Here is a 23,162-nt window from a genome sequence, read left to right as displayed (position 1 = left end):
TAGCTTCCTAGTTTGCTCTTTGATTTTCATTGAGTATTACATGGAGACAGCGATATAAAAAATCCCCTCAAAAGAGGAGATTCAATTATTCTTGAATATGACGGTCTAAGTTCTTCTGATAATCAGCATTTGATTTGGCTTTTTCATCAGCAAATTTCTTGCGGAAGTCATCCATTTCTTTAGAAGTGACAATCTTGTCTTGTAATTTTTGGTACTTGTAGCTGTGTTCACTTGTCTTATCACCTACCCAACCATCTGCACCGCTACCTGGAACTTTCTTCGTTATTAGCATTTGGGCACCATCTGAGTATACAGGAATAACCAAGGCACTATCTGTTAACCAAGCTTGAGCTTTAGCATATTTAGAATAACGTTTTTGCAGATCTGTTTTCTCACCACTAGCATCCGTAATTAACTCTTTAAACTTATCTAAACCAACAGATTTGATTGCCGGATTATCTGTACCTGGTGCTACACCAAGTGCTCCTAGAAGAGTTGGGCCAGATGTTGGATCAAATACATCTAAATAGGTTGATGGATCTGCATAATCAGGACTCCAACCACTATTTACATTGATATCCCAATCAATATTGTCAGTTGATGTTGCAAATACTGTCATATTTCCCAATTCATCATCAGAAACTTGTTGAATGTCAATCACTATATTTTCAGAGCCTAAGGCTTCCTCAATGGATTGTTTATAAGATTGGGCTTGACGAATAAAATCTGTCTGAGTAGAGGAAACTGGAAGGTCTAAATGAACGGGGAACTGTACTCCATCGGCTTGAAGTGTTTTCTTAGCAACTTCAAATTTAGCTTTAGCCTTGTCTACATTATGAAGTGAATCTTGTGCATCATCAAGACTCACGTCTTTCCAAGCACTATCCAACTTATCCAGTTCTGCCTTAGCTACTTGCCCAAACGACTGCTCCCCAACTTGGACAAATGTTGGAGGGGTAAAACTTGTACGTAATTTACGAGGTGCCACTTCGTCCCCAAATACTTGAGATACTGCAGCAGTACGATCTGCAGCGAAAGCCAAGGATTGACGGAAATCTTTATTCAACAAAGCCTTTTTAGTGGATGATTTTTCCACATCACTTGTTTTAGCAGTATGGTTATAAGCTACACGATCAATATTAGTAGACATATAGAATACGCCACCTCTTTGTTGACCATATACAATATTATCCTTGTACTTTTCTTTTAGACGTTCATAGTTGGCAGAATTTTTAAAGAGAGGTGCCGCTGGATAATGTCCTTCATCAAAGCCACGTCCAAGAGAATCGGCATCCTGACCATCAAAGAAAGACAATTTAATATCATCAATAAAGACATTTTGCTTATCCCAATAGTTTTGATTTTTGGTCATCTCAATGGAAGATTTAGATGTCAATCCCTTGAGGAGATAGGCACCATTATAAAGAATGCTTGTTACATCAGTCGCCTTCCCAAAGTCATCTCCTTTTGAAGCCAAAAAGTCCTCGCTAATTGGGGCAAGAACGCCCATTGTTGTCTTAGAATTCCAGAAAGATTCTGGATGATTCAAAGTGTAAACAACCGTATAATCATCTGTCGCTTTTACACCAACAGTAGAGAAATCTGTTGTTTTCCCATTGACATAATCGTCCAAACCTTGAACCGAGTCTTGAACCAGATAAAGAGCCTGTGATTTTTTATCAGCTGCGTGCTTCAGACCAGTTACAAAGTCCTGAGCTTTGACTTCACCATACTCTTCGCCTTCATTGGTATACCATTTGACACCCTGACGGATTTTATAGGTATAGGTCAAACCATCTTTTGAAACAGTCCAATCTTCTGCAACTGATGGAATCAGATTCCCATATTGGTCATTTTCAAGTAGACCGTCAATAACGTTCCCTGTGACCTGTTTTGTACTCTTGTTACCAGAAACTGTATAATCCAGAGTCGTAGGATCTGTAGAGAAGACATAGGTATAGGTAACAGGTTTAGTAGCATCTTTACCACCTGTTGAACACGCTGCTAGCATAGCCGTCGAGAGTATAGCTACACCAGCTGCTAGAAAAACTCGTTTTTTCATAGTAAGGACTCCTTTAAACATTTTATAAATTCATTATAGCACTTTTAAGAAGAAAAGTAAGGAAAACAATCTCAATATTATTATATTTTTTAAAAAACCAATCAATTATTTTTTAAAGTGCTTACATCTAATTGGATGTCTTTAATTGGCTTGTTTTTGTGATATAATAGTCTTATCTTTATATAGAGGTAACGTTATGAAAGAAACTGTTTATTTTGGAACTTATACACGTCGTACTTCCCAAGGGATTTACAAGGCTGACTTTGATACAGAAACTGGTCAGCTTTCAAACCTAGAACTTTTTGCAGCTGAGCCAAGTCCAACCTACCTTGCCTTTGACCAGCACCAACATTTATACACCGTTGGTAGTCAAGACGATAAGGGGGGAATTGCAGCCTATCAAACTGACGGAACTTTATTAAATCACGTCGTTGAAAAAGGAGCTCCCCACTGTTATGTTGCTGTCGATGAAAAGCGTAATTTGGTCTATGCAGCCAACTATCACAAGGGACAGGTCCTTGTTTATAAACGTCAGGAGGATGGGAGTCTTTTACTTAGTGATGTAGATCAACACAGTGGCCAAGGTCCACATGAAAATCAAGCATCTCCTCATGTTCACTATACAGATTTAACACCTGACCACTATCTAGTGACCTGCGACTTGGGAACTGACCAAGTCATCACTTATGACCTTGACCAAGAAGGAAAATTATCTAAGCTCTACACCTATCACAGCCAGCCAGGAGCAGGCTCACGCCATATCGTTTTCCATAACCACTATAAAATCGCTTATCTGATTTGTGAACTCAATAGTACTATCGAGGTTTTAATCTACGATGGCGTTGGCGAATTTGAACGTATGCAGGTGATTTCAACTTTACCAGAAGCTTACGAAGGCTTTAATGGAACCGCTGCTATTCGTCTCTCTAAAGACGGTAAATACCTCTACGCTTCTAACCGTGGCCATGATTCTATCGCAGTATATACCATCCTTGCGGACGGTAGCTTAGAGTTATTAGAAATCGTTCCAACACATGGTCAGACCCCACGTGATTTTGATTTGACACCAGACCAAAAATTTCTCATTGCTGTCCACCAAGACTCTGACAATGCCACTGTCTTTAAACGTAATTGTGACAATGGTCGTCTAGCAGAACTCTCCAACGACTTCCATGTTCCCGAAGCAGTCTGCATCCGTTTTGCTCCTTAATACTCTTCAAAAATCTCTTCAAACCACGTCAACGTCGCCTTACCGTAGGTATGGTTACTGACTTCGTCAGTTCTATCCACAACCTCAAAACTGTGTTTTGAGCAACCTGTAGCTAGCTTCCTAGTTTGCTTTTTGATTTTTATTGAGTATAAAACACCATAAAAAATGAACTTGGTAACTCAAGTTCATTTTTTTCTTATAGTCTATTTCCGACATTTATACGGTTAATGGCACGTTGCAGTGCAATCTTCGCACGACGTTCTTGGTCAATCAAGTGTTTGTCTTGTGCTTCTTCAATTGCACGTTCTGCACGAAGTTTAGCACGTTCTGCACGACTGATATCGATATCACGAGCACGTTCTGCAGAGTCAGCGACGATTGTGATCATATCATTGGCAATTTCAATAACACCGCCATTTACTGCAATCCAGTTCACGTGATCTTCGTCATCAATACGTTTCACCTTTACTTCATCAACTGCTAAAACCGCAATCATATTTTCATGTCGTGGCAAGATCCCCATCTCACCATCCAGAGTTCGAACCGATACATAGCTGGCATGGTGATCATAGACGAGACCATCTGGTGTCACGATCTGGACAGTTAACTGAGCCATAGATCACCTCTTAAAATCCCATTTTTTCAGCTTTTGCAATCACATCTTCGATAGAACCTACACCACGGAAAGCATCTTCTGGCAAGTGGTCGTATTTACCATCAAGGATTTCCTTAAAGCCACGTACCGTTTCAGTAACTGGAACATAAGAACCTGGCTGACCAGTAAATTGTTCCGCAACGTTGAAGTTTTGTGACAAGAAGAACTGGATACGACGGGCGCGAGCAACCAAGGTCTTTTCTTCATCAGAAAGCTCATCCATACCAAGGATAGCAATGATATCTTGCAATTCATGGTAACGTTGGAGGACACGTTTTACTTCTGCAGCAACTGCATAGTGCTCTTCTCCAACGATTTCAGGTGCCAAGGCACGTGAGCTTGAAGCAAGTGGGTCAACGGCTGGATAAATACCCAATTGTACCAACTTACGTTCCAAGTTTGTAGTAGAATCCAAGTGAGCGAAGGCTGTTGCTGGCGCAGGGTCAGTATAGTCATCCGCTGGCACATAGATAGCCTGAATAGAGGTTACAGAACCCTTCTTGGTTGATGTGATACGCTCTTGCAATTGACCCATTTCCGTAGCAAGGGTTGGTTGGTAACCAACGGCTGATGGCATACGACCCAAAAGGGCAGATACTTCTGAACCAGCCTGAGTGAAACGGAAGATATTATCGATAAAGAGAAGCACGTCTTGGCCTTCTACATCACGGAAGTATTCAGCGATTGTCAAACCAGTAAGGGCAACACGCATACGTGCTCCTGGTGGCTCATTCATCTGACCAAATACCATGGCTGTTTTCTCGATAACGCCTGATTCTTTCATTTCCCAGTAAAGGTCGTTCCCCTCACGAGTACGTTCCCCAACACCGGTAAATACTGAAATACCACCATGTTCTTGGGCAATGTTGTGAATCAATTCTTGGATTAAGACGGTTTTACCAACTCCGGCACCACCGAAGAGTCCAACTTTACCACCTTTAAGGTAAGGGGCAAGAAGGTCGATAACCTTAATCCCTGTTTCAAGGATTTCAGAAGAGGTAGACAACTCATCAAAAGTTGGAGCTTTTTTATGAATTGGCTGGCGCTCTGCGTCTTCTGTAAAAGGAGCTTCCAAGTCAATGGTATCTCCCAAAACGTTGAAGACACGTCCCAAAGTTTCTTTACCTACTGGTACAGAGATTGGACGACCTGTGTCCAATACTTCCATTCCACGAGTCAACCCATCTGTTGATTCCATGGCGATAGTACGAACCATACCATCTCCCAACTCCAAGGCTACTTCAAGGACGATTTTTGTTTTTCTTTCGTCATTTTTGTAGACGACAAGTGCATTGTTAATCTCAGGAAGTTTTTCCCCTGCTGCAAACAAGACGTCTACAACGGGACCGATAACCTGAGCAATTTTACCTGAACTCATCTCCTTCTCCTATTCTATATAAGATACTGTCGGTTCCTAGCTTAACTAGGTCCTAAGTTCATTTTCATACGAGCTGGACTAGAGCCTATTCTAAGGCACTAGCTCCTGCTACGATTTCTGTAATTTCTTGTGTAATCGCCGCCTGTCTGGCACGGTTATACTGAATTGTCAAATCATTGATGACTTTCTTAGCATTATCTGTCGCTGTTTGCATGGCTGTCATACCAGCAGCATTTTCAGCTGTCTTAGCATCGATAATAGCACCGTAAATCATACTTTCTGCAAATTGAGGCAACAACTGCTCCAAAATTTCTTCTCGGCTGGTTTCCAATTCAAAAGTCAAGCTATATTCTTCATCCGCTTCATTTGGATCCAAATCCACAATTGGGAGCATTTGTTCCACACGCATCTGGCTTGTCAAGGTATTGACATGGTGGTTGTAACAAACATAAAGCTCATCAAAAAGTTCATTTTGGTACATTTCAACAGTTTTTGAAATAATCTTACGAACTTGATCAAAGCTAGGTTGGTCTGCCAAGCCACGTAGTTCATAAAGTGGTTGAATACCACGGGCCTTAAAGAAATCAGCTCCCATTCCACCGATACAGATCATTTCAAAACCTGTACCGTCTGGGTGGTATTCTTCCTTCAACTCCATAACGGCTTTCAAAATAGAGGAATTATAACCTCCAACCAAACCGCGGTCTGAAGTAATGACGATATAGCCTGTCTTCTTAACTGGACGACTAATCAACATGGGATTAGTTGAACCACCAGCTCCATTACCATGAAGAATATCTGTCAAAAGTTTGCGAACCTTCTGAGCGTAAACTTGAAAGTTGCGAGCAGCTTCTTCAGAGCGACCTAGCTTAGCAGCTGATACCATTTGCATGGCATTAGTGATTTGACTCGTATTTTTTGTTGAGGCGATTTTTGTTTTAATATCATTTAGAGATACTGCCATCTGACACCTCTATTCTTATTGGAAGCTGGTTTGATTGAGAAACTCTGTAATCGCAGCATCCAAGACTGCTTCTTCTGGCAAGTCTTTTGTATCACGAATGGTTTCCAAAATCTCTGGATGTTGAGCGTCAAAGAAGGCATGGAACTCTTCCTCGAAACGAACAATGTCATCTACTGGAACAGTATCCAAGAAACCATGTGTCAAAGCATAAAGAATGGTTACTTGTTTCTCAACAGGTAATGGTTTGTGAACAGGTTGTTTCAAGACCTCAACTGTACGACGACCGCGGTTCAACTTAGCCTGTGTTGCCGCATCCAAGTCAGAACCAAACTTAGTGAAGGCTTCCAACTCACGGTATGAAGCAAGGTCGATACGAAGTGTACCAGCAACCTTCTTCATGGCTTTGATTTGTGCAGAACCACCTACACGAGATACAGATGAACCCGCATCAATGGCTGGACGAATACCCGCATTGAAAAGACCATCACCAAGGAAGATTTGTCCATCAGTGATAGAAATCACGTTGGTTGCGATATAGGCTGAGATATCTCCTGCTTGTGTCTCGATAAATGGTAGGGCTGTAATTGAACCACCACCAAGCTCATCAGAAACTTTAGCTGAGCGCTCAAGCAAACGGCTGTGAAGATAGAAAACATCCCCTGGGAAGGCTTCACGACCTGGAGGACGACGAAGCAAGAGTGACAGTTCACGATAAGCTACCGCTTGTTTTGATAAATCATCATAAACAATCAAAACATGTTTCCCTTGGTACATAAATTCTTCTGCCATGGCAACCCCAGCATAAGGAGCTAGGAAAAGCAATGGAGATGGTTGTGAAGCAGAGGCTGTCACAACGATTGTGTAGTCCAAGGCACCGTACTGACGTAGTGTTTCTACTTGCGTACGAACTGTTGATTCTTTTTGTCCGATCGCAACATAGATACAGATCATATCTTGACCTTTTTGGTTCAAGATTGTATCAATCGCAATGGTTGTTTTCCCTGTCTGACGGTCACCGATAATCAACTCACGTTGACCACGACCAATCGGTACAAGGGCGTCAATAGCTTTCAAACCAGTTTGCAATGGTTCTGAGACTGACTTACGTTGCATAACACCAGGAGCTGGCGCTTCTACTGGACGAGTTTTATCAGTGTGGATTTCTCCAAGACCATCAACTGGACGACCAAGCGGATCCACAACACGACCAATAAGACTTTCACCTACTGGGACTTCCATGATTTTACCTGTACGGCGGATTGTATCGCCTTCACGGATATCTGTAAAGTCACCTAGGATGATAATACCAACGTCTGTTGACTCCAAGTTTTGAGCCATACCATAAGAGCCGTTTTCAAAGATCAACAACTCTCCACTCATGGCATTTTCAAGGCCGTGAGCACGCGCGATACCATCCCCGATATAGGTTACAACACCTGTTTCAGTCACATCAAAATTGGGTTTGAAATTTTCAATTTGTTGCTTAATTAAAGCGCTGATTTCTTGTGCGTTAATTGCCAAAAGAACACCACTTTCTATTTCAAATTTTCTTTAACAACTTTAAGTTGTTGTTTAATACTCACATCAATTGTCTTGTGATTGGCAAAAATGACAAAACCACCAATGAGACTTTCATCGATTTGTTCTTTTACACTCCGTACTTTCAGAGACATTTTTTTCTCAATCAAAGGGAGCAAGCGACTCTTTTGTTCATCTGTTAAAGGATGAGCTGACGTAATCGTCACTTCAAATCGATTTGTTTCTTTTTCAAGTCGGTTCAAGCAATCTACAAGCACATCATAGAAAAGATTTGCTCTGTGATTGTAGACTAGAACCTGGATAAAGTTTTGTATTAAAGGTGACACAGAGTCTTGGAAAAAAGCAATCGTTTTTTCCTTGTCAGACTCGTCTACTGCCACTTGTTTTAAAAAAGAAGGTAGACCTGTTTCTTCAGCAACTTGCTTGATTTGAGTCAAGTCTGAAAAGATACGGTCTTCTTCTCCTTTTTCAAGTACCAATTGGACAAAAGGCATGCTGTATTTTTCAATTACCTTTACTGTTTTCTTGTCCATTAAGCTTCTCCTAGCTGATCGATATACTGATCAATGAGTGCTTTATGGGCATGACCATCAAGGTTTTGTGAGATGATTTTACCAGCTAAGCTGATGGTCAAATCTGCAACCTCACCCTTAACGCTTTGTAAAGCTTCTGCTTTGTTTTGAGCAATTTCTTGGTTTGCTTTTTCTTTTAAGCGTCCTGCTTCTAGTTTAGCATCTGCTAAGATACTAGCCTTACTTTGCTCAGCTGTTTCCTTTGCATTTTCAATGATTGTCTTGGCTTCTTTGCGACTGCCTGCCAATTCATCTTCACGTTTCTGAGCTAAGGCTTCTGCTTTTTGACGTGCCTGTTCAGCACTGTCAATATCAGTAGCGATTTTTTCAGCTCTTTCTTCAAAAATGCCTGTAATATTAGACCATGCAAATTTTTTAATCAAGACTAGCAAAAGAATAAAAGAGCCAGCGATTAAAATAAAGTTACCAATCAATTCACCTACTGTAACGTGCATCAGTTACTCCTTTCTACTCTTCTCCATCATTTATCTTATTTCCTAGGTACATAGAAGACAACATGGTAAACACATAGGCTTGGATGCAGGAAATAAAGACAGAAAAGGCTGTCCAAGCCAAGTTAGCACCAAAAGCAACTGGATACCAATATAGAGCTTGATGAGATAGAGTGATCAGCAAACTAGCCATCACCTCTCCTGCAAAAATATTTCCGAACACCCGCAAGGCAAGTGATAAAAAGTTGGTAAACTCTTCTAAGATGTTCATGGGAGTCATAAAGCCAGGTGTGATATAGGCTTTTAGATATTTTTTAATCCCACGACGACGAATACCCTCGATGTGTGTCAATAAAATAATGCCGAATGATAAGGCTAAGTCATACTGTAAATTTGCAGTTGGAGATGTCCAAAGATTGGTTCCATCTGTAGACTGTATCTTAGCCATCAAACCGAGGTTATTTGCCAGTACCATAAACAGAAATAGACAAAGGAAAAAGAGCGAGTAGTCTTTCATGTAGCTTTTACCAATGTTAGGTTCTGTAAATCCAATAACAAAGTCATAGAAATACTCAAGTACATTTTGCTTTCCTTTGGGTTTCAAAGCCATATTGCGACTCGCCCAATAAATAAAGACAAAAATAACTCCCACAATCAACAAGGTCATGGCTAACATGGTCAAATCAAAGGTAACAGGACCAATAGAGATGGTTGGAGTAATACTTTCTTCCATCTAAAATCCTCCCTTTTCTTCTCGTTCCGTTTGTCTATTTGATGATGAATGAAAAGACGAGGGTAACCAAGAACGTTCCTTCAATAAAGGCAATCCCCATAATCATCAAGCTACGCAATTCAGAAATAATATCTGGCTGGCGAGCTGCAGATTTAAGCAAACCGTTCATCAAAAAGCCTTCCGCAAGGGATACACCCATACAGGCAAGACATAGACCAAAAAATGTTAAATTCATGATAAATTCTCCTTTTGAATTAAAACTTACTTACTTAGTGTAGTCCTAAAATTTCGATTTGTCAACTTTTTTTGCACATTGGAAGCGTTTAATGAAAATTACTTCCATTTTCTTTCGTATTTCACTCTATTCTGAAAAGCTTGTGTATATTTACTGAAGCTAGCAAGTCTTACCTGTAAATTTAATGAAAGCAACACAAAATCCGAGAGGGGAATCTCGGATTAAGGTCAATTTAAAAAAATAGAGAGTGTTAAGTTTAAATATAGGATTTCAAAATATCGACGGCATCGCTTCTTTTCTTAACCTGATAGGACTTGATTCCCAATTTCTCAACTGCCATTGCATTGTACCCAATATTGCCCAGAAAGACACAAGTTGTAGGATTTAACTGGTATTTATCGATAGTTACTCATATCCATCAGTCCACCTCCATATTCTCCTTACAAATCCTTTTGGTAATAATATCTTTGCCCAATGTAGGAATAGTCTTGTAAGGTAAAGACTTCCTTGTAGCCATGCCTTTTATAAAAATCTGGAGCCTGAAACTGGTAAGTATTGACAAAAGCAAAACGACAGTTACGATTCTTAGCTTCAGTTTCTGCTTGCTGCAATAGTCTTGAACCGATTCCTTGCCCTCTCAATTCCTCTTTTACAAATAAATACTCGATTTCTAGCCAATTTCCAAAAGTCTCTGCTATCAAACCTGCCAGGAGATTGCCCTTTTCATCTTCTACATAAAGATTAAGTGGCTCACTTTCAGCCTCTTCTCTTTTTGAACGATTATAAGCACGAATCAAATTCCCAATTTCTTGTGCTTTCTGGGATTCCTTATTTTCCAATCTAAAGTACATCCAAACCTCCTCAAACACTGTTACAACTTGATTATAGTCTTATTTCAAAAGACTGTCAAACTAGCAAAAACCCACCAACCTGAGTTGATGAGTCTTTAATCTATTTTCTAAATTTCCACTGGCTGTAAATCCCAAAACCGATAATCCAGATAGCTGAGCCGATTGCTCCTACAAAGGTAGACTCTTGTAAAAAGAGGGTTACAAAGACAAAGGCAAAGAAGAGCATGGTTAAAGGATTTAAGAAACGATAATGGGGCATGAGATAGCCATCTGCCATAAAGTCTGGTGACTTGCGGTATTTAAGGTGAGCCACCATAATCAAGATATAAATGGCAATATAGACACCAGATGATGATGCCGTAATCAAGGCAAAGGCATCTGAAACACCTGGCAAGACGTTGATAAAGGCTGCTAGGGCAATCAAAATCGCTGAGGCAATGATGGCATTTTGTGGTACATTGTGACGAGAAAGAGTATCTGCTTTAATAGCCTTTAGGAAGCGATTTGGCGAATCATGAGCAATCTGATACAAATGACGCCCTGTTGAATAAAGGGTTGAGTTAAGAGCAGATGCTGCTGAGGTCAAAACGACGAAGTTAATCAAGGCTGCCGCCCACTTGACACCGGCCAATTCAAATACCGTAACAAAGGGAGAATCAGCAGAAGCAAGCTCACGCCAAGGAATGATAGCCATAATGGCTAAGAGGGCACCACCGTAGAAAAAGGCGATACGCAAAGGAATTTCCTTAACGGCTTTTGGCAAGACCTGACGTGGATTTTTTGTTTCTGAAGTCGTTACCCCGATAAACTCAATCATAAGGTAGGCGAAGAAAACCATCTGAAAGGCCATGACAAAGTTCACTCCACCATTTGGAAAGAGAGAGAAATTGTCGGCAATATTGGCCAAACTTGCTACTCCATGAGGTGTCTTAAAGCCTGTCAAGACCATAAAGACTCCTGTTGCAATCATGGCTAAAATAGCCACAATCTTGACCATCGCAAACCAAAACTCAACTTCTCCAAAGAGCTTCACCGCGATTAGGTTGACCAAGGCTAGAATAGTCAAAAATCCAATCTCAATCATCCAACTCGGCCAAGTTGGAAACCAAAATTGCACATAATGTGCGATAGCAGTGATTTCCGCCATACCGATAAAGACAACAGATAACCAGTAAGACCATACTGAGAAATAGCCCCAGCCCTTACCCAAATGGCGTGTGATAAAGTTGATAAAGGTATGTTGCTCAGGGTCTTGGTAGAGCATTTCCCCAACCGCACGCATCATGAGGAACATGAAAGCCCCTGTAATCATATAAATCAGTACAATGGAAGGACCTGTTAGGCTAATAGAGCGACCTGCTCCCAAAAAGAGTCCTGTTCCGATTGTTCCAGCGATGGCCATAACCTGCACATGACGATTGGTCAGACCACGCTCCATCTTATTTTTTTTCTTTGAACTCATATCGTCTCCAATTCAATTTAAAATGGAAAAAGGAGTGAGTGAAGCGCACAGCCTCCCCACTCCTTTTTCTGTTTTTAGGCTGTTTTTTCAACCTTCAAGATTTTTACATCATAGCTACCAACAGGTGTTTCAATGGTTGCTGTGTCACCTGTTTTCTTGCCGATCAAGGCTTGTCCAATTGGGCTTTCATTTGAAACTTTACCTGCAAAGGCATCCGCACCAGCTGAACCTACGATAATATAAACTTCTTCTTCGTCCTCACCAATTTCTTGGATGGTGACTGTTTTACCAATCGCTACTTCGTCCTGAGCAACTGCGTCGCTATTGACGATTTCAGCATAGCGGATTTTTGTTTCCAAGCTAGAGATTTGTCCTTCAACAAAGGCTTGTTCATCCTTAGCTGCTTCGTACTCACTATTTTCAGAAAGGTCACCGTATGAACGGGCAATCTTAATGCGTTCTACCACTTCTGGTCGACGAACCAATTTCAATTCTTCTAATTCTTTTTCAAGTTTTTCCTTTTCCTCAAGGGTCATAGGATATGTTTTTTCTGCCATTTTTCTCAACTTTCTTCTGATGATATTTTCGAAAGAAAATTATGTGAAGTATCACATAATTTTAGTTTGTTTAGTTTAATTTGCTGTTGACATGTTCAGCGACATTGCGGTCGTGGTCTTCTTGATTGTTAGCATAGTAGACCTTGCCTTCTGTGACATCTGCTACAAAGTAGAGGTTATCGCTCTTAGTTTGATTGATGCTTGACTCAATCGCATCCAGACTTGGACTATCGACTGGACCAGGCATGAGACCTACATTTTTATAAACATTATAAGGTGAATCAATGTTGGTATCAATCGCAACATCCTCAGCTAGGCTGATATTTTGCCCCAGTTTTCCTTGGGCATACAAGATTGCAATATTACTTTGAAGTGGCATATCACGATTCAAACGATTGTAGAATACACCGGCAATGAGCTTACGATCTTCTGTCTTGGCACCTTCTTTTTCGACCAAGGAAGCAATGGTCAACAACTCATTGACAGTCAAGTTTTTAGATTTGATAGTACTATAGTAAGGAGATAGGTTCTTATCCATAGCCGCCAACATCTCATCAATCAAGCTTTCAACAGTTGTGCTTTCTTTGATAGAGTAAGTAGCTGGGAAAAGGTATCCTTCCAAACGATAACGAGCCCCACTTTCCTTTGTAGGCAAGCTTTCAAGTAGACTCGGATATTTGGCAACTTCTTGACTGATAAACGTCTCATCTTGAACTTTTGCTAGGAAAGCATCCGCTGTCAAAGGCTCTTTGAAGTCACCTTGCAATTGACCCACAGCTTGAGCAATCTGATCCAAGGTATAACCTTCTGGAATTGTCAAAGTCGCAAGTACAGGTTCTTGCGGTTCAGCTGTTCCACCTTTTTGCAACTCTTTGAGTAAGTCTTCTGTACTCATACTCTTTTGCAAATTGTAGTAACCTGCTTTCAAATCGGTATAATTTTTATACTTGGCATAAAAGCTAAAAATCAGACCATGCTTTACCAAACCAGCTTTTTCAAGCGTCGTACCGATTTCTTGAACGTTTGAACCTTCTGGAATTCCAACCGTCACATATTTCTTAGAATTAGCATCAATAGGTAACAAAGAATCTAGCACGTACTGGTAACCAAAGTAACCACCTGCTGAGAGCAAGGCAAGGAATACAAGGAATGAAATCACAAAGGCTTTCACATGTGACTTCTTCTCTTTCTTAGGCTTAACGGGTTTTGCTCCTTCTCTACGGCTACGACGTGGTGTATCGCTGATGATATCCACTGTTTCTGTAGCAGGCGTAGGTGTTTCTGGACCTGCTTGTTCTGCTTTTTTCTCTGCTGTCTTATAGGAAACAGCTACCCTTGTTGGGGTTTCATTGTATTCTCTTTCAAATTTCTTAGGTCTAACAGGACCTGGACCTGGTCTTGATCCACTTTCTTCCGCTGGAGAAGAAGGTACATCTTGACTTGGATGACTTGGAACACCAGGAGTTTCTCTTTGAATCTCATCTGCTGGAGAAGCTGGTACATCTTGGCTTGGGTGAGTAGGCGCAGCAGGAGCTTTTCTCATAATCTCCTCTACCGTTGACAAGGAATCAGCCATGAGTTCTTCAGCTGAAGGTTCATTTGCAGGAGTGCGAACTACTGCCTTATCTTCTTTCAGAACTTCATCATAGCCTTTTACTTTTTCTAAATCTCTCAGAATCTGCTCTTTAAAGCTTAATTTCTCTTCTTCTCTTGACTTTTCACTCAAAAGTTTTTCCTCCTTGTTGACAATCCATAATATTATATCTTAAAAGTCAAAGAAAAGCAACCTATGATACTTTTCCTGGCTTATTTTTTATACTCAATGAAAATCAAAGAGCAAACTAGGAAGCTAGCCGCAGGTTGCTCAAAACACTGTTTTGAGGTTGTAGATAAGACTGACGAAGTCAGTCACATATATACGGTAAGGCGACGCTGACGTGGTTTGAATTTGATTTTCGAAGAGTATTAGCTTCCCAGACCATATCATACCACGTTTCCCCTGCAAAGGTTGACTGGGACAGGCCTTCATTAACAAATCCGTTTTTTTCATAGTAGGCGATGAGATAGTCATGACAGGTTAGGTTAATGCCTTCTCTCTCATCTTCAAGAGCAACTTCTTTCAAGGCTGTTAGCAATTTCTGACCCAGTCCTATTCCCTGTGCTTCCTTGGCAATAGAGAGACAGGTCACAGAGATATAGCCACCAGTCTCATGACTATAGTCTTTTATGTCTTCTGTAAAGGACTGGTCTTGCAGATGGCGGTGTGGTCCAACTGGCCCTTCTATATAACCCATGATTCTTCCTTCTTTTTCCGCAACCAGAAAAGAGGTCTGAATTTCTCGCAAATGTGCCTCAAAGACAGATCGAGGAATGGCTTCTTCAACCGAGAAATTCTCTAGTTCAATCTCGACGATACGATCCAAATCTTCTAATCTTGCTTGTCTGATTTTCATTGTGCCTCCAGATAAAAGGGATTAAACCAAATCATACTAAAACTCTGGCTAGTTTCATAAAGAGAAGTTTCTTCATCAATAAAACCGTTCATTTCAAAATAGGAAAGCAGCTCAGAAGGACTCTCCAAACGAATCCCTTTGTACTCCAGCTTTACTGCCACCTCTTTCAAGGCTGCAAGAAGAAGTGTTCCCAAGCCCTGTCTCTGATGGTCAGACTCAATGACTAAAGAATGTACTTTTAGACATTGCGGATTGTCTGACTGGGGACTTGATAGAATATAGCCTAAAAGTTGATTTTCATCCCTAGCTAGAAGAAAGGTATCCGCACACTTACGGATACTTTCTTCTAAGATATGGGAAGGTTGCTGCTTTTCAGCTGGAAAAGACGAAGTTTGAAGTGCCTCTATCTCAGCCAAATCAGACTTGCTTGCCTGAATAATCTTAATTGGAATTTCCATGAGAATAACCTATTGAACATTGCTTGTCAAGTTTGACAAGAGACGCTCAAATGAGTATTCATAGGTTTGGATATCTCCTGCTCCCATAAAGACATAGACAGCATTGTCATGGTCAAGGAGTGGAGAAACATTTTCAACAGTGATCACTTGGTGTTTTTTGTTGATTTTTTTGGCTAGGTCTTCTACCTTGACATCACCATGGTCCACTTCACGAGCTGACCCATAAATTTGCGCTAGATAAACAGCATCCGCTTGGTTTAAAGCATGAGCAAAATCATCTAACAAGGCAATGGTTCTTGTAAAGGTATGCGGTTGGAAGACTGCTACAATTTCCTTGCTTGGGTATTTCTGACGAGCCGCATCCAAGGTCGCAATAATTTCTGTTGGATGGTGGGCAAAGTCATCGATAATCACTGTATCATTGACAATTTTCTCAGTGAAACGACGCTTAACACCGGCAAACGTTTTCAGGTGCTCACGCACCAAGTTCAAATCAAATCCTGCTGTGTAAAGAAGACCAATAACGGCTGTCGCATTCATGATATTGTGACGACCAAAGGTTGGAATGTGGAATTGCCCCAAGTCTTGTCCACGGAAATGAACTGTGAAGGTTGAACCAGTTGTTGAAGGAAGAAGATCGCTAGCTACAAAGTCATTGCCTTCTGCTTCAAAACCATAATAATAAATCGGAGCATTGGATGTAATCTTACGCAATTCTGCATCTTCACCATAGACAAAAAGACCCTTGGTAATTTGTTTGGCATAGTCGTTAAAGGCATTGAAAACATCCTCGAGACTTGTGAAATAGTCTGGATGGTCAAAGTCAATGTTGGTGATAATAGAGTATTCTGGGTGGTAAGGCATAAAGTGGCGCTCATATTCGTCAGATTCAAAGACAAAATATTTGGCATTGGCCGAACCACGACCTGTCCCATCCCCAATCAAGAAGCTAGTATCTGTGATGTGAGACAAGACATGAGACAACATACCTGTCGTTGAAGTTTTTCCATGTGCTCCTGCTACTCCCATGCTAACAAAGTCACGCATAAAGCTACCTAGGAACTCATGGTAACGTTTGTAGCTGATACCATTTTGGTCTGCATAGGCAATTTCGACGTTATTATCTGGACGAAAGGCATTTCCAGCGATAATTTCCATATCACCGTCTAGGTTCTTTTCATCAAAAGGAAGAATGGTAATGCCTGCCTGCTCAAGACCACGTTGAGTAAAGTAGTACTTTTCAACATCTGATCCCTGTACCTTATGCCCCATTTGGTGCAACATCAAGGCTAAGGCACTCATCCCTGATCCCTTAATTCCGATAAAATGATATGTCTTTGGCATGTTTTCTCCCCTATTCTGTAATTCTGGTCAGATTCAACTCTTGGGCAACCCGACGTTCTTGTTCTGTTTGTTTACTTTTTTTATTGTAGATTTGGCTCTTCTTTAGAAAATCATAGTTGTTTTTCTTTGGAGCAGGTACTGACACTTCTTCATTCTTGGTAGGGATAGAATGAACTTCTTCCGCCAAGATATAATGAGACTGGGTCAATTTTTGGCTATATTTGACAAATTCACCAGGATTTTCCTTTTGGAAAGGTGCTGTCGGTTGATTGCCCTGTCTAAGAAGGCCTGATTTAGAATGACGTCTCGCACGGCTGAAATCCTGAGTTAAATAGTTAGCAGAGCGTTTCTTTTTCAAGTCTGCACGCGCTTCTTCACGCGCCACCTCCGCATAGCTCTTTCCTTCTTTTTTAACTCCTAAAGGAGCCTTTTTAGGTTTCTCTACTTGCTTTTCAATCGGTTTTACTGGCGCCTCTTCAGTAATAGGAGCCCATTCAAAATAATTTTTATCTCGATACTCACCCTTGATATTACTGATCAGATCAGACTCATCATAGAGATTCATGACTGGCATTTCAGTCAACATGACCTCGTCATCTGACACCAATGGAAATCGTTCTTGTTTCATCTTCTATTTCCTTTCAACACTTCATTATAGCGTATTGTCTTGATTTTTCAAGTGCTGGCTTCAGAAATTCCCAAAATTTCTCTAATTTCTGCTAGGGTCAGACTGCCACGTGACTCTGTGCCATCCAATACTTGCGACACCAGATGTTTCTTTTGTTCTTGGAGTTCCTGGATTTTTTCTTCAATGGTTCCCTTGGTTACCAAGCGATAGACCTCAACCGTTTCTTCCTGACCCATCCGATGGGCACGGCCAATGGCTTGCGCTTCCACCGCAGGGTTCCACCAAAGGTCAACCAAGATAACCGTATCAGCACCTGTCAGGTTCAGACCAACCCCACCTGCCTTGAGGGAAATCAGAAAGGCATCTCGTTCCCCTTGGTTAAAGACCTTGGTCATGTCTTGTCTTTCCTTGGCTGGGGTTGAACCTGTAATTTTAAAAGATGTCATGCCCAAGTCTGGCAGTTCTTGTTCAATTTTCTCCAACATTCCCTTAAACTGCGAAAAAATCAAGACACGGTGTCCACCGTCTGCCACCTGTACCAGCAGGTCTCGGAGACTATCCAGCTTGCCACTGGCTCCCTGATAATCTTCCATAAAGAGGGCAGGGGTATCACAGATTTGGCGCAAGCGCATCAGACCAGATAAAATTTCCACACGACTTCGCTGAAATTCCTGATCTGACACTTGAGCCAGACGGTCACGCATCTGTTGCAACTGGGCTAGGTAGATAGCCTTTTGCTGGTCTTCCAGTTCATTTTTATAAACCACTTCAATCAAGTCTGGCAATTCGGTCAGAACTTCTTCTTTCTTGCGCCGCATAACAAAAGGCTTGATAAACTGAGCCACTCGCTCAGCTGGTAATTTCATAAATTCTTTCTTGCTTGGCAAAAGTCCTGGCAAGACGATTTGGAAAATAGACCACAGCTCACCCAGATGGTTTTCAATCGGAGTTCCTGACAAGGCAAAGACTGACGGCACCACAAATTGTCTCAAGGTCTGGGCAATCTTGGTCTGGGCGTTCTTCATGACCTGAGCCTCATCTAAGAAAAGGAAGTCAAAGGACATCCCCTGATAAAGCTCACTATCCTGACGGAAAGTGGCATAGCTCGTCACATAGATTTGATGGCTCTCAGCAAGAATCTCTTCACGACTAGTTTTCAAACCATGAACAACAGCCACATCCAACTGTGGGGCAAACTTCTGAAATTCATCTGCCCAGTTGTAAATCAAACCAGATGGAGCGAGAATCAAAACCCGACTTTCTTTTGTCACTTGACTGGTCAAAAAAGCAATGGTCTGCAGGGTTTTACCCAATCCCATATCATCAGCCAAAATTCCACCAAAACCATAATGATGGAGCATTTGCAGCCAGGCGATGCCCTTTTCCTGATAATCTCGCAAGTCAGCCTTGACTTGAGTTGTTTGTCGAGGGAAGTCCTCTGGATGCGTCAAATCGTGGGCCAAATTCTGGAATTCTTGTGAAAAAGAAACACGGTCTCGCCCTTTAAAAAGATGAGCTAAACTGTAGGCCAAGGATTTCCGAGTCTGCAAGGAGCCATCTTTTAGTTCAAATTGCCCCAGTTCCTGTAGATTTTGGCGAATTTTCTTGGTTTCTTCATCGAAAAAGTAGACTTGATTGGACGAATCAATGTAAAAATCTTGATTGGCAACCAAGGCCTGCATGGCTTGGTCAATTTCCTCTTGGGCAATATCTTGAAAATCAAATTGGATTTCCAAGAGACCTCCCTTGGAAGCAATCTGCACTTGAGGGCTTGCTAGGTTATAGAGTTCTTCTAACTTATCTGATAGATCAACATGACCGAGTTTTTCAAAGACTGGAATGATTTCGTGGAAGAAATGATAAACAGACTCCGCTTTTAAGGCCTGACGCCAAGATTGAAAGTCTGCTTCAAAACCTGCAAGCAAACAGACTTGGAAAATTCTTTCTTCTAAGTCCGCGTCACTTGAAAATGGCAATTCTTCTAGCTCTTGTCGGCTTGATACCTGCCTATCCCCATAATCAAACTGAATTTCTAAACGAATCCGATTATCTTCTTCCCTGTCAAAGTAAAACGATGGCGAAAAAGTTTTGATTTGTAACCGTTCTGGAGCTGAGACGGTCCCCATCTGGCTAAAGAGCGTTAAACAAGAAGCCAACTTATCTCGGTCACTGCTATCAAATTGCAGGTATTTCTTGCCATGCTGATCCAAAGGCAGCGCTTTAATTTCCTTGAGAAGACGCATCTGCTGGTCTGTTTGAAAATAAACCTGTCCTTTATGGAAAAGTATAGCTCCCTGATAAAAGGCATTAACTCTTGGACTCTCTCTGATTTCCATTTCAAAATAATCCGAGTATTCTGTTACTGTAAAGGCAAATAGATTGGCATCAGCATGCATATCCTGAAAAAGCAGAGTCTGGTAGCTATCCACTTGATGATCAAATTGAAAATGAGGCAAGGTCATCAGTAAATTCACACCCTGCTCAAAAAAGGTTAGAGGGAAAAAGAGGTGCCGACCTTGGTTTTGGAAAAAGAGGTCTGGAACCAGCCCTTCCTCCGTTAGTCCGTGCAAGAAAGTCAAAAGTTCTTGGCTGGCATCATCAAAGGCTTCCCAAGACAAGGATTCCTCATAGGTCTTGCCAATCATATAAGACTTTCTCTGCTCGACAATCCTTAAAAAGAGTGGAATATCCCGAATGACGTAGTATTTTTGGCTATTGATTTGCCCGATTCTCAGGGTCCACAAGATATGATTGGTCCCTGCTTCCACCTGACCGACAGCCGATAATTCATAGGCTCGTTCTGATTTTGGAGACAAGATTCGATCCAAAAATTTGCCACCCAAGGTCACCTTGGTTTCAACGGCCTCTTTTTCTTCATAACCTTCTTCCAGACTCTGCAAGATTTCCTGACCACGCTCATCATTTTTCAGAAAATGCTCTAGCGCTGCCAAATGCACACAGTAGCCCCTCTTTTGGAAAAAATCGCAGGCACAAAAAACCAAATCATCCTCTAAACTATAGCGCAGTTCTTCTTCTGCAACGCGAGCGTAGAGCCGATTGTTCTTTTCCTTGATAATGTCAACCTTACCAGTTTCATAAAGGGCAACGCCTTCGATACGGACTTTCCCCGGAATCAATTTAGCCATATTTTTACCTTTACCTTATCTTTTTATTATACCATATTTTCCCCTATGAAAATAGCCTTCTAGAGATACTTTTCTCCTAGAAGGCTGGATTTTTAACGTTTGGCAAAAGTCGTCACAATCCGCTGACACACTTCTTGTAGCAGAGATTTGGGCATGGCTACATTGAGGCGGGCATGGAGACTCCCTTCCTCCCCAAAATCCAAACCACGATTGAGGATAACCTTGGCTTCATTTCTCAACAGCTCTTGCAATCTTTCATCAGTCAGGTCATAAGCTGAAAAATCAAGCCAAATCAAGTAGGTTCCTTGCGGTTTCATGACCTTGATTTTAGTCTCTTTTCCAAATAAATCCACCACATAATTGATGTGGTCTTCAAAGACTTGCTTGAGTTCCTCTAACCAATCCTTCCCATAGCGATAGGCGGCTTCTGTCGCCAAATAACCCAATCCTGAAATTTCATGCTGGTTATTGGTCAACTGGCGTTTCTGGTAAGCCACTCGCAACTTAGGATTTTCAATAACTGCATATGAATTTTTTGTCCCAGCAATGTTAAAGGTTTTAGTAGCACTGCTCAAGACGATAGCAAATTCTTTAAAGTCAGGGTTGACAGTATTGAAAGACTGGTGTTTGTGACCAAAGAGGGCCAAATCTTGGTGAATCTCATCTGAAACCAAGAAAACACCGTGTTTTTGGCAGAGTTGGCCAATCTTCTCCAATACTTCTTTTTCCCACACACGTCCACCAGGATTGTGAGGATTGCATAGAATATAGAGTTTAACCTCCTCTTCCACCAAATCCTTCTCCAGTTGGTCAAAGTCAATCTCAAACAGACCATCCTTTTCCACTAAAGAATTGGTAATCAATCTGCGATTGTTCAACTTGACACTGCGTGCAAAGGGTGGATAGACAGGTGTGTTAATCAAAACAGCCTCGCCTTCTTTTGTAAAGGCTTGAATAGCTGTTGAGATGGCTGGTACCACACCCTCAATAAAGACAAGAGCCTCTTTGTCAAAGTGGTAACCGTGTTGTGTGGCTTCCCACTTTTGAACTTCCTTAATTAAGTCTTCACTGGCATAAGTATAGCCATAAACCAGTTGGTCTGCGTAAGTCTGCACAGCTTGGCGGATTTCAGGCAAGACTACAAAGTCCATATCCGCTATCCAAGCTGGTAGGACTTCACTATCCGTTTCTGCTTCTTTCCATTTAAAGGTATGATGCCCTAAACGGTTTGGCAGGCTTGTAAAATCATATTTTCTCATCTTTGTCTTATCCTTCCAAGGCTTGGCGCAAATCTGCAATCAAATCTCTAGCATCCTCAATCCCAATTGACAAGCGCAAGAGGTCATCTGTCAAACCATAAGAATGGCGCACTTCTGCTGGAATATCAGCGTGAGTTTGCGTCGTTGGATAAGTAATGAGACTTTCTACCCCACCCAAACTTTCGGCAAAAGAGAAGACCTTAAGACTGTTCAAAATGTGAGGAATGCGTGTTTCATCGGCTACTTTAAAGGAAATCATGCCTCCACGACCAGTGTAGAGAACCTCCTTGACTGCTGGAGAATCCTTCAAAAAGGCAACCACTTCTTGGGCGTTAGCTGTTGAGCGTTCCATACGAAGAGACAAGGTCTTGAGACCACGAATCAATTGATAACTGTCAAATGGAGACAAGACCGCCCCTGTCGTATTGAGATTGTAGAAAAGCTTTTCGTATAGTTCTAAACTATTGGTCACAACCACTCCAGCCAAGACATCATTGTGTCCTGCCAGATACTTGGTTGCTGAATGAAGAACGATATCCGCTCCATCTTCAATCGGACGTTGGTAGATAGGGCTGTAGAAGGTATTGTCCACCACCACTTTGGCACCCTTAGCATGAGCTAATTTTGCTAGTTTTTCAATATCAAATTCCAACATCAAGGGATTGGTTGGCGTTTCGATATAGAGAACATCCACGTCCTTCTCCAACTCGGCAATCAACTCTTCTTCTGTATTGGCATAGGTAAAATGGAAACGGCCTTCCTGTTCCACTTGGTTGAACCAGCGGAAAGAACCACCGTAAAGGTCACGGACAGCCAAGACCTTACTTCCTACCGGGAAGACACTAAAGGCCAGTACAATAGCTGACATCCCTGAGCTAGTCGCTAGGGCATAGTCTGCGGACTCAATAGCCGCCAAGACTTCTTCCGCCTTACTGCGAGTTGGGTTTTTGGTGCGCGTATAGTCAAATCCAGTAGATTTACCAAACTCTGGGTGCTGATAGGTCGTTGAAAAATGAAGCGGTGTCACCAATGCACCTGTCGCTTCATCTGACTTAATACCCGCCTGGGCCAAAATTGTGTTAATGTGTAATTCCTTGCTCATACAATTCCTCCAAATCTATAGTAACTATTGTACCACTTATTTTCATCAACTCATTTTCTTCTTTTCAAGAGCTAGTTATAGTTTCAAACTATAGACTTATAC

The 23,162-nt window shown here is 41.5% G+C and carries 21 protein-coding genes; 1 reads left to right on the top strand and 20 read right to left on the bottom strand.

What is annotated here, in order from left to right; all coding sequences use genetic code 11:
* Positions 1-85 precede the first annotated feature (85 nt).
* Positions 86-2,062, bottom strand: coding sequence for a peptide ABC transporter substrate-binding protein (locus ACLV7Q_RS03675; protein WP_218757879.1), 1,977 nt, complete (start codon positions 2,060-2,062; stop codon positions 86-88).
* A 196-nt stretch (positions 2,063-2,258) separates the two neighbouring features.
* On the opposite strand from ACLV7Q_RS03675, the gene ACLV7Q_RS03670 reads away from it, so the two are divergent.
* Positions 2,259-3,272: a lactonase family protein gene (locus tag ACLV7Q_RS03670; protein WP_218757878.1), complete on the top strand. Its 1,014-nt coding sequence runs from the start codon at positions 2,259-2,261 to the stop codon at positions 3,270-3,272.
* Positions 3,273-3,468: 196 nt separating this feature from the next.
* Here the strand turns inward: ACLV7Q_RS03670 and ACLV7Q_RS03665 are convergent, their stop codons facing one another.
* The 19 genes from ACLV7Q_RS03665 to ACLV7Q_RS03575 form a co-directional block, all read right to left on the bottom strand.
* A complete protein-coding gene (locus ACLV7Q_RS03665) occupies positions 3,469-3,888 on the bottom strand; it encodes a F0F1 ATP synthase subunit epsilon (protein WP_000068041.1) in 420 nt (139 codons plus the stop codon).
* Between the two features lie 10 nt (positions 3,889-3,898).
* Positions 3,899-5,305: a F0F1 ATP synthase subunit beta gene (gene atpD / locus ACLV7Q_RS03660; RefSeq protein WP_000094362.1), complete on the bottom strand. Its 1,407-nt coding sequence runs from the start codon at positions 5,303-5,305 to the stop codon at positions 3,899-3,901.
* Positions 5,306-5,390: 85 nt separating this feature from the next.
* Positions 5,391-6,269: a F0F1 ATP synthase subunit gamma gene (locus tag ACLV7Q_RS03655; protein ID WP_000301223.1), complete on the bottom strand. Its 879-nt coding sequence runs from the start codon at positions 6,267-6,269 to the stop codon at positions 5,391-5,393.
* A gap of 15 nt (positions 6,270-6,284) precedes the next feature.
* Complete coding sequence (gene atpA / locus ACLV7Q_RS03650) at positions 6,285-7,790, bottom strand: F0F1 ATP synthase subunit alpha (RefSeq protein WP_000996629.1); 1,506 nt, start codon at positions 7,788-7,790, stop codon at positions 6,285-6,287.
* Positions 7,791-7,804: 14 nt separating this feature from the next.
* Positions 7,805-8,341 carry a F0F1 ATP synthase subunit delta gene (locus ACLV7Q_RS03645; RefSeq protein WP_218757877.1) on the bottom strand — a complete coding sequence of 179 codons (537 nt, stop codon included), beginning with the start codon at positions 8,339-8,341 and terminating at the stop codon, positions 7,805-7,807.
* Positions 8,341-8,835: a F0F1 ATP synthase subunit B gene (atpF, locus tag ACLV7Q_RS03640; protein WP_176138903.1), complete on the bottom strand. Its 495-nt coding sequence runs from the start codon at positions 8,833-8,835 to the stop codon at positions 8,341-8,343. Before atpF ends, ACLV7Q_RS03645 begins: the two co-directional genes overlap by 1 nt.
* Positions 8,836-8,848: 13 nt before the next feature.
* Complete coding sequence (gene atpB / locus ACLV7Q_RS03635; protein ID WP_218757876.1) at positions 8,849-9,565, bottom strand: F0F1 ATP synthase subunit A; 717 nt, start codon at positions 9,563-9,565, stop codon at positions 8,849-8,851.
* A 34-nt stretch (positions 9,566-9,599) separates the two neighbouring features.
* Positions 9,600-9,800, bottom strand: a complete 201-nt coding sequence (locus ACLV7Q_RS03630) for a F0F1 ATP synthase subunit C (RefSeq protein WP_175880936.1) — start codon at positions 9,798-9,800, stop codon at positions 9,600-9,602.
* 440 nt (positions 9,801-10,240) lie between these two features.
* Entirely contained in the window at positions 10,241-10,651 is a 411-nt protein-coding gene (locus ACLV7Q_RS03625; RefSeq protein WP_218757875.1) for a GNAT family N-acetyltransferase, read from the bottom strand.
* Between the two features lie 100 nt (positions 10,652-10,751).
* Positions 10,752-12,113, bottom strand: a complete 1,362-nt coding sequence (locus ACLV7Q_RS03620) for an amino acid permease (protein ID WP_023938452.1) — start codon at positions 12,111-12,113, stop codon at positions 10,752-10,754.
* A 74-nt stretch (positions 12,114-12,187) separates the two neighbouring features.
* Positions 12,188-12,670, bottom strand: a complete 483-nt coding sequence (gene greA / locus ACLV7Q_RS03615) for a transcription elongation factor GreA (RefSeq protein ID WP_000818760.1) — start codon at positions 12,668-12,670, stop codon at positions 12,188-12,190.
* 70 nt (positions 12,671-12,740) lie between these two features.
* Positions 12,741-14,396: an endolytic transglycosylase MltG gene (gene mltG, locus ACLV7Q_RS03610; RefSeq protein WP_218757874.1), complete on the bottom strand. Its 1,656-nt coding sequence runs from the start codon at positions 14,394-14,396 to the stop codon at positions 12,741-12,743.
* A gap of 178 nt (positions 14,397-14,574) precedes the next feature.
* Entirely contained in the window at positions 14,575-15,123 is a 549-nt protein-coding gene (locus ACLV7Q_RS03605) for a GNAT family N-acetyltransferase (RefSeq protein ID WP_225904747.1), read from the bottom strand.
* A complete protein-coding gene (locus ACLV7Q_RS03600; protein WP_218757873.1) occupies positions 15,120-15,581 on the bottom strand; it encodes a GNAT family N-acetyltransferase in 462 nt (153 codons plus the stop codon). The genes ACLV7Q_RS03605 and ACLV7Q_RS03600 overlap by 4 nt, the downstream gene beginning before the upstream one ends.
* A 9-nt stretch (positions 15,582-15,590) precedes the next feature.
* Entirely contained in the window at positions 15,591-16,925 is a 1,335-nt protein-coding gene (gene murC / locus ACLV7Q_RS03595; RefSeq protein ID WP_218757872.1) for a UDP-N-acetylmuramate--L-alanine ligase, read from the bottom strand.
* A 10-nt stretch (positions 16,926-16,935) separates the two neighbouring features.
* Positions 16,936-17,553 carry a cystathionine gamma-synthase gene (locus ACLV7Q_RS03590; RefSeq protein ID WP_218757871.1) on the bottom strand — a complete coding sequence of 206 codons (618 nt, stop codon included), beginning with the start codon at positions 17,551-17,553 and terminating at the stop codon, positions 16,936-16,938.
* 47 nt (positions 17,554-17,600) lie between these two features.
* The gene (locus ACLV7Q_RS03585) at positions 17,601-20,699 is read right to left on the bottom strand and encodes a DEAD/DEAH box helicase (RefSeq protein WP_218757870.1); all 3,099 of its coding nucleotides are present in this window, start codon (positions 20,697-20,699) and stop codon (positions 17,601-17,603) included.
* 92 nt (positions 20,700-20,791) lie between these two features.
* The gene (locus ACLV7Q_RS03580; protein ID WP_218757869.1) at positions 20,792-21,958 is read right to left on the bottom strand and encodes a MalY/PatB family protein; all 1,167 of its coding nucleotides are present in this window, start codon (positions 21,956-21,958) and stop codon (positions 20,792-20,794) included.
* A 7-nt stretch (positions 21,959-21,965) separates the two neighbouring features.
* Positions 21,966-23,060, bottom strand: coding sequence for a cystathionine gamma-synthase (locus tag ACLV7Q_RS03575; RefSeq protein ID WP_020902227.1), 1,095 nt, complete (start codon positions 23,058-23,060; stop codon positions 21,966-21,968).
* Positions 23,061-23,162: the final 102 nt, after the last annotated feature.

It is taken from the genome of Streptococcus mitis (assembly GCF_965111725.1).
In the GTDB taxonomy this organism is placed as follows: Bacteria; Bacillota; Bacilli; order Lactobacillales; family Streptococcaceae; genus Streptococcus; species Streptococcus mitis_DV.
The sequence above is the reverse complement of the archived record's forward strand: the minus strand, read 5'-3'. Positions and strand labels throughout refer to the sequence as shown.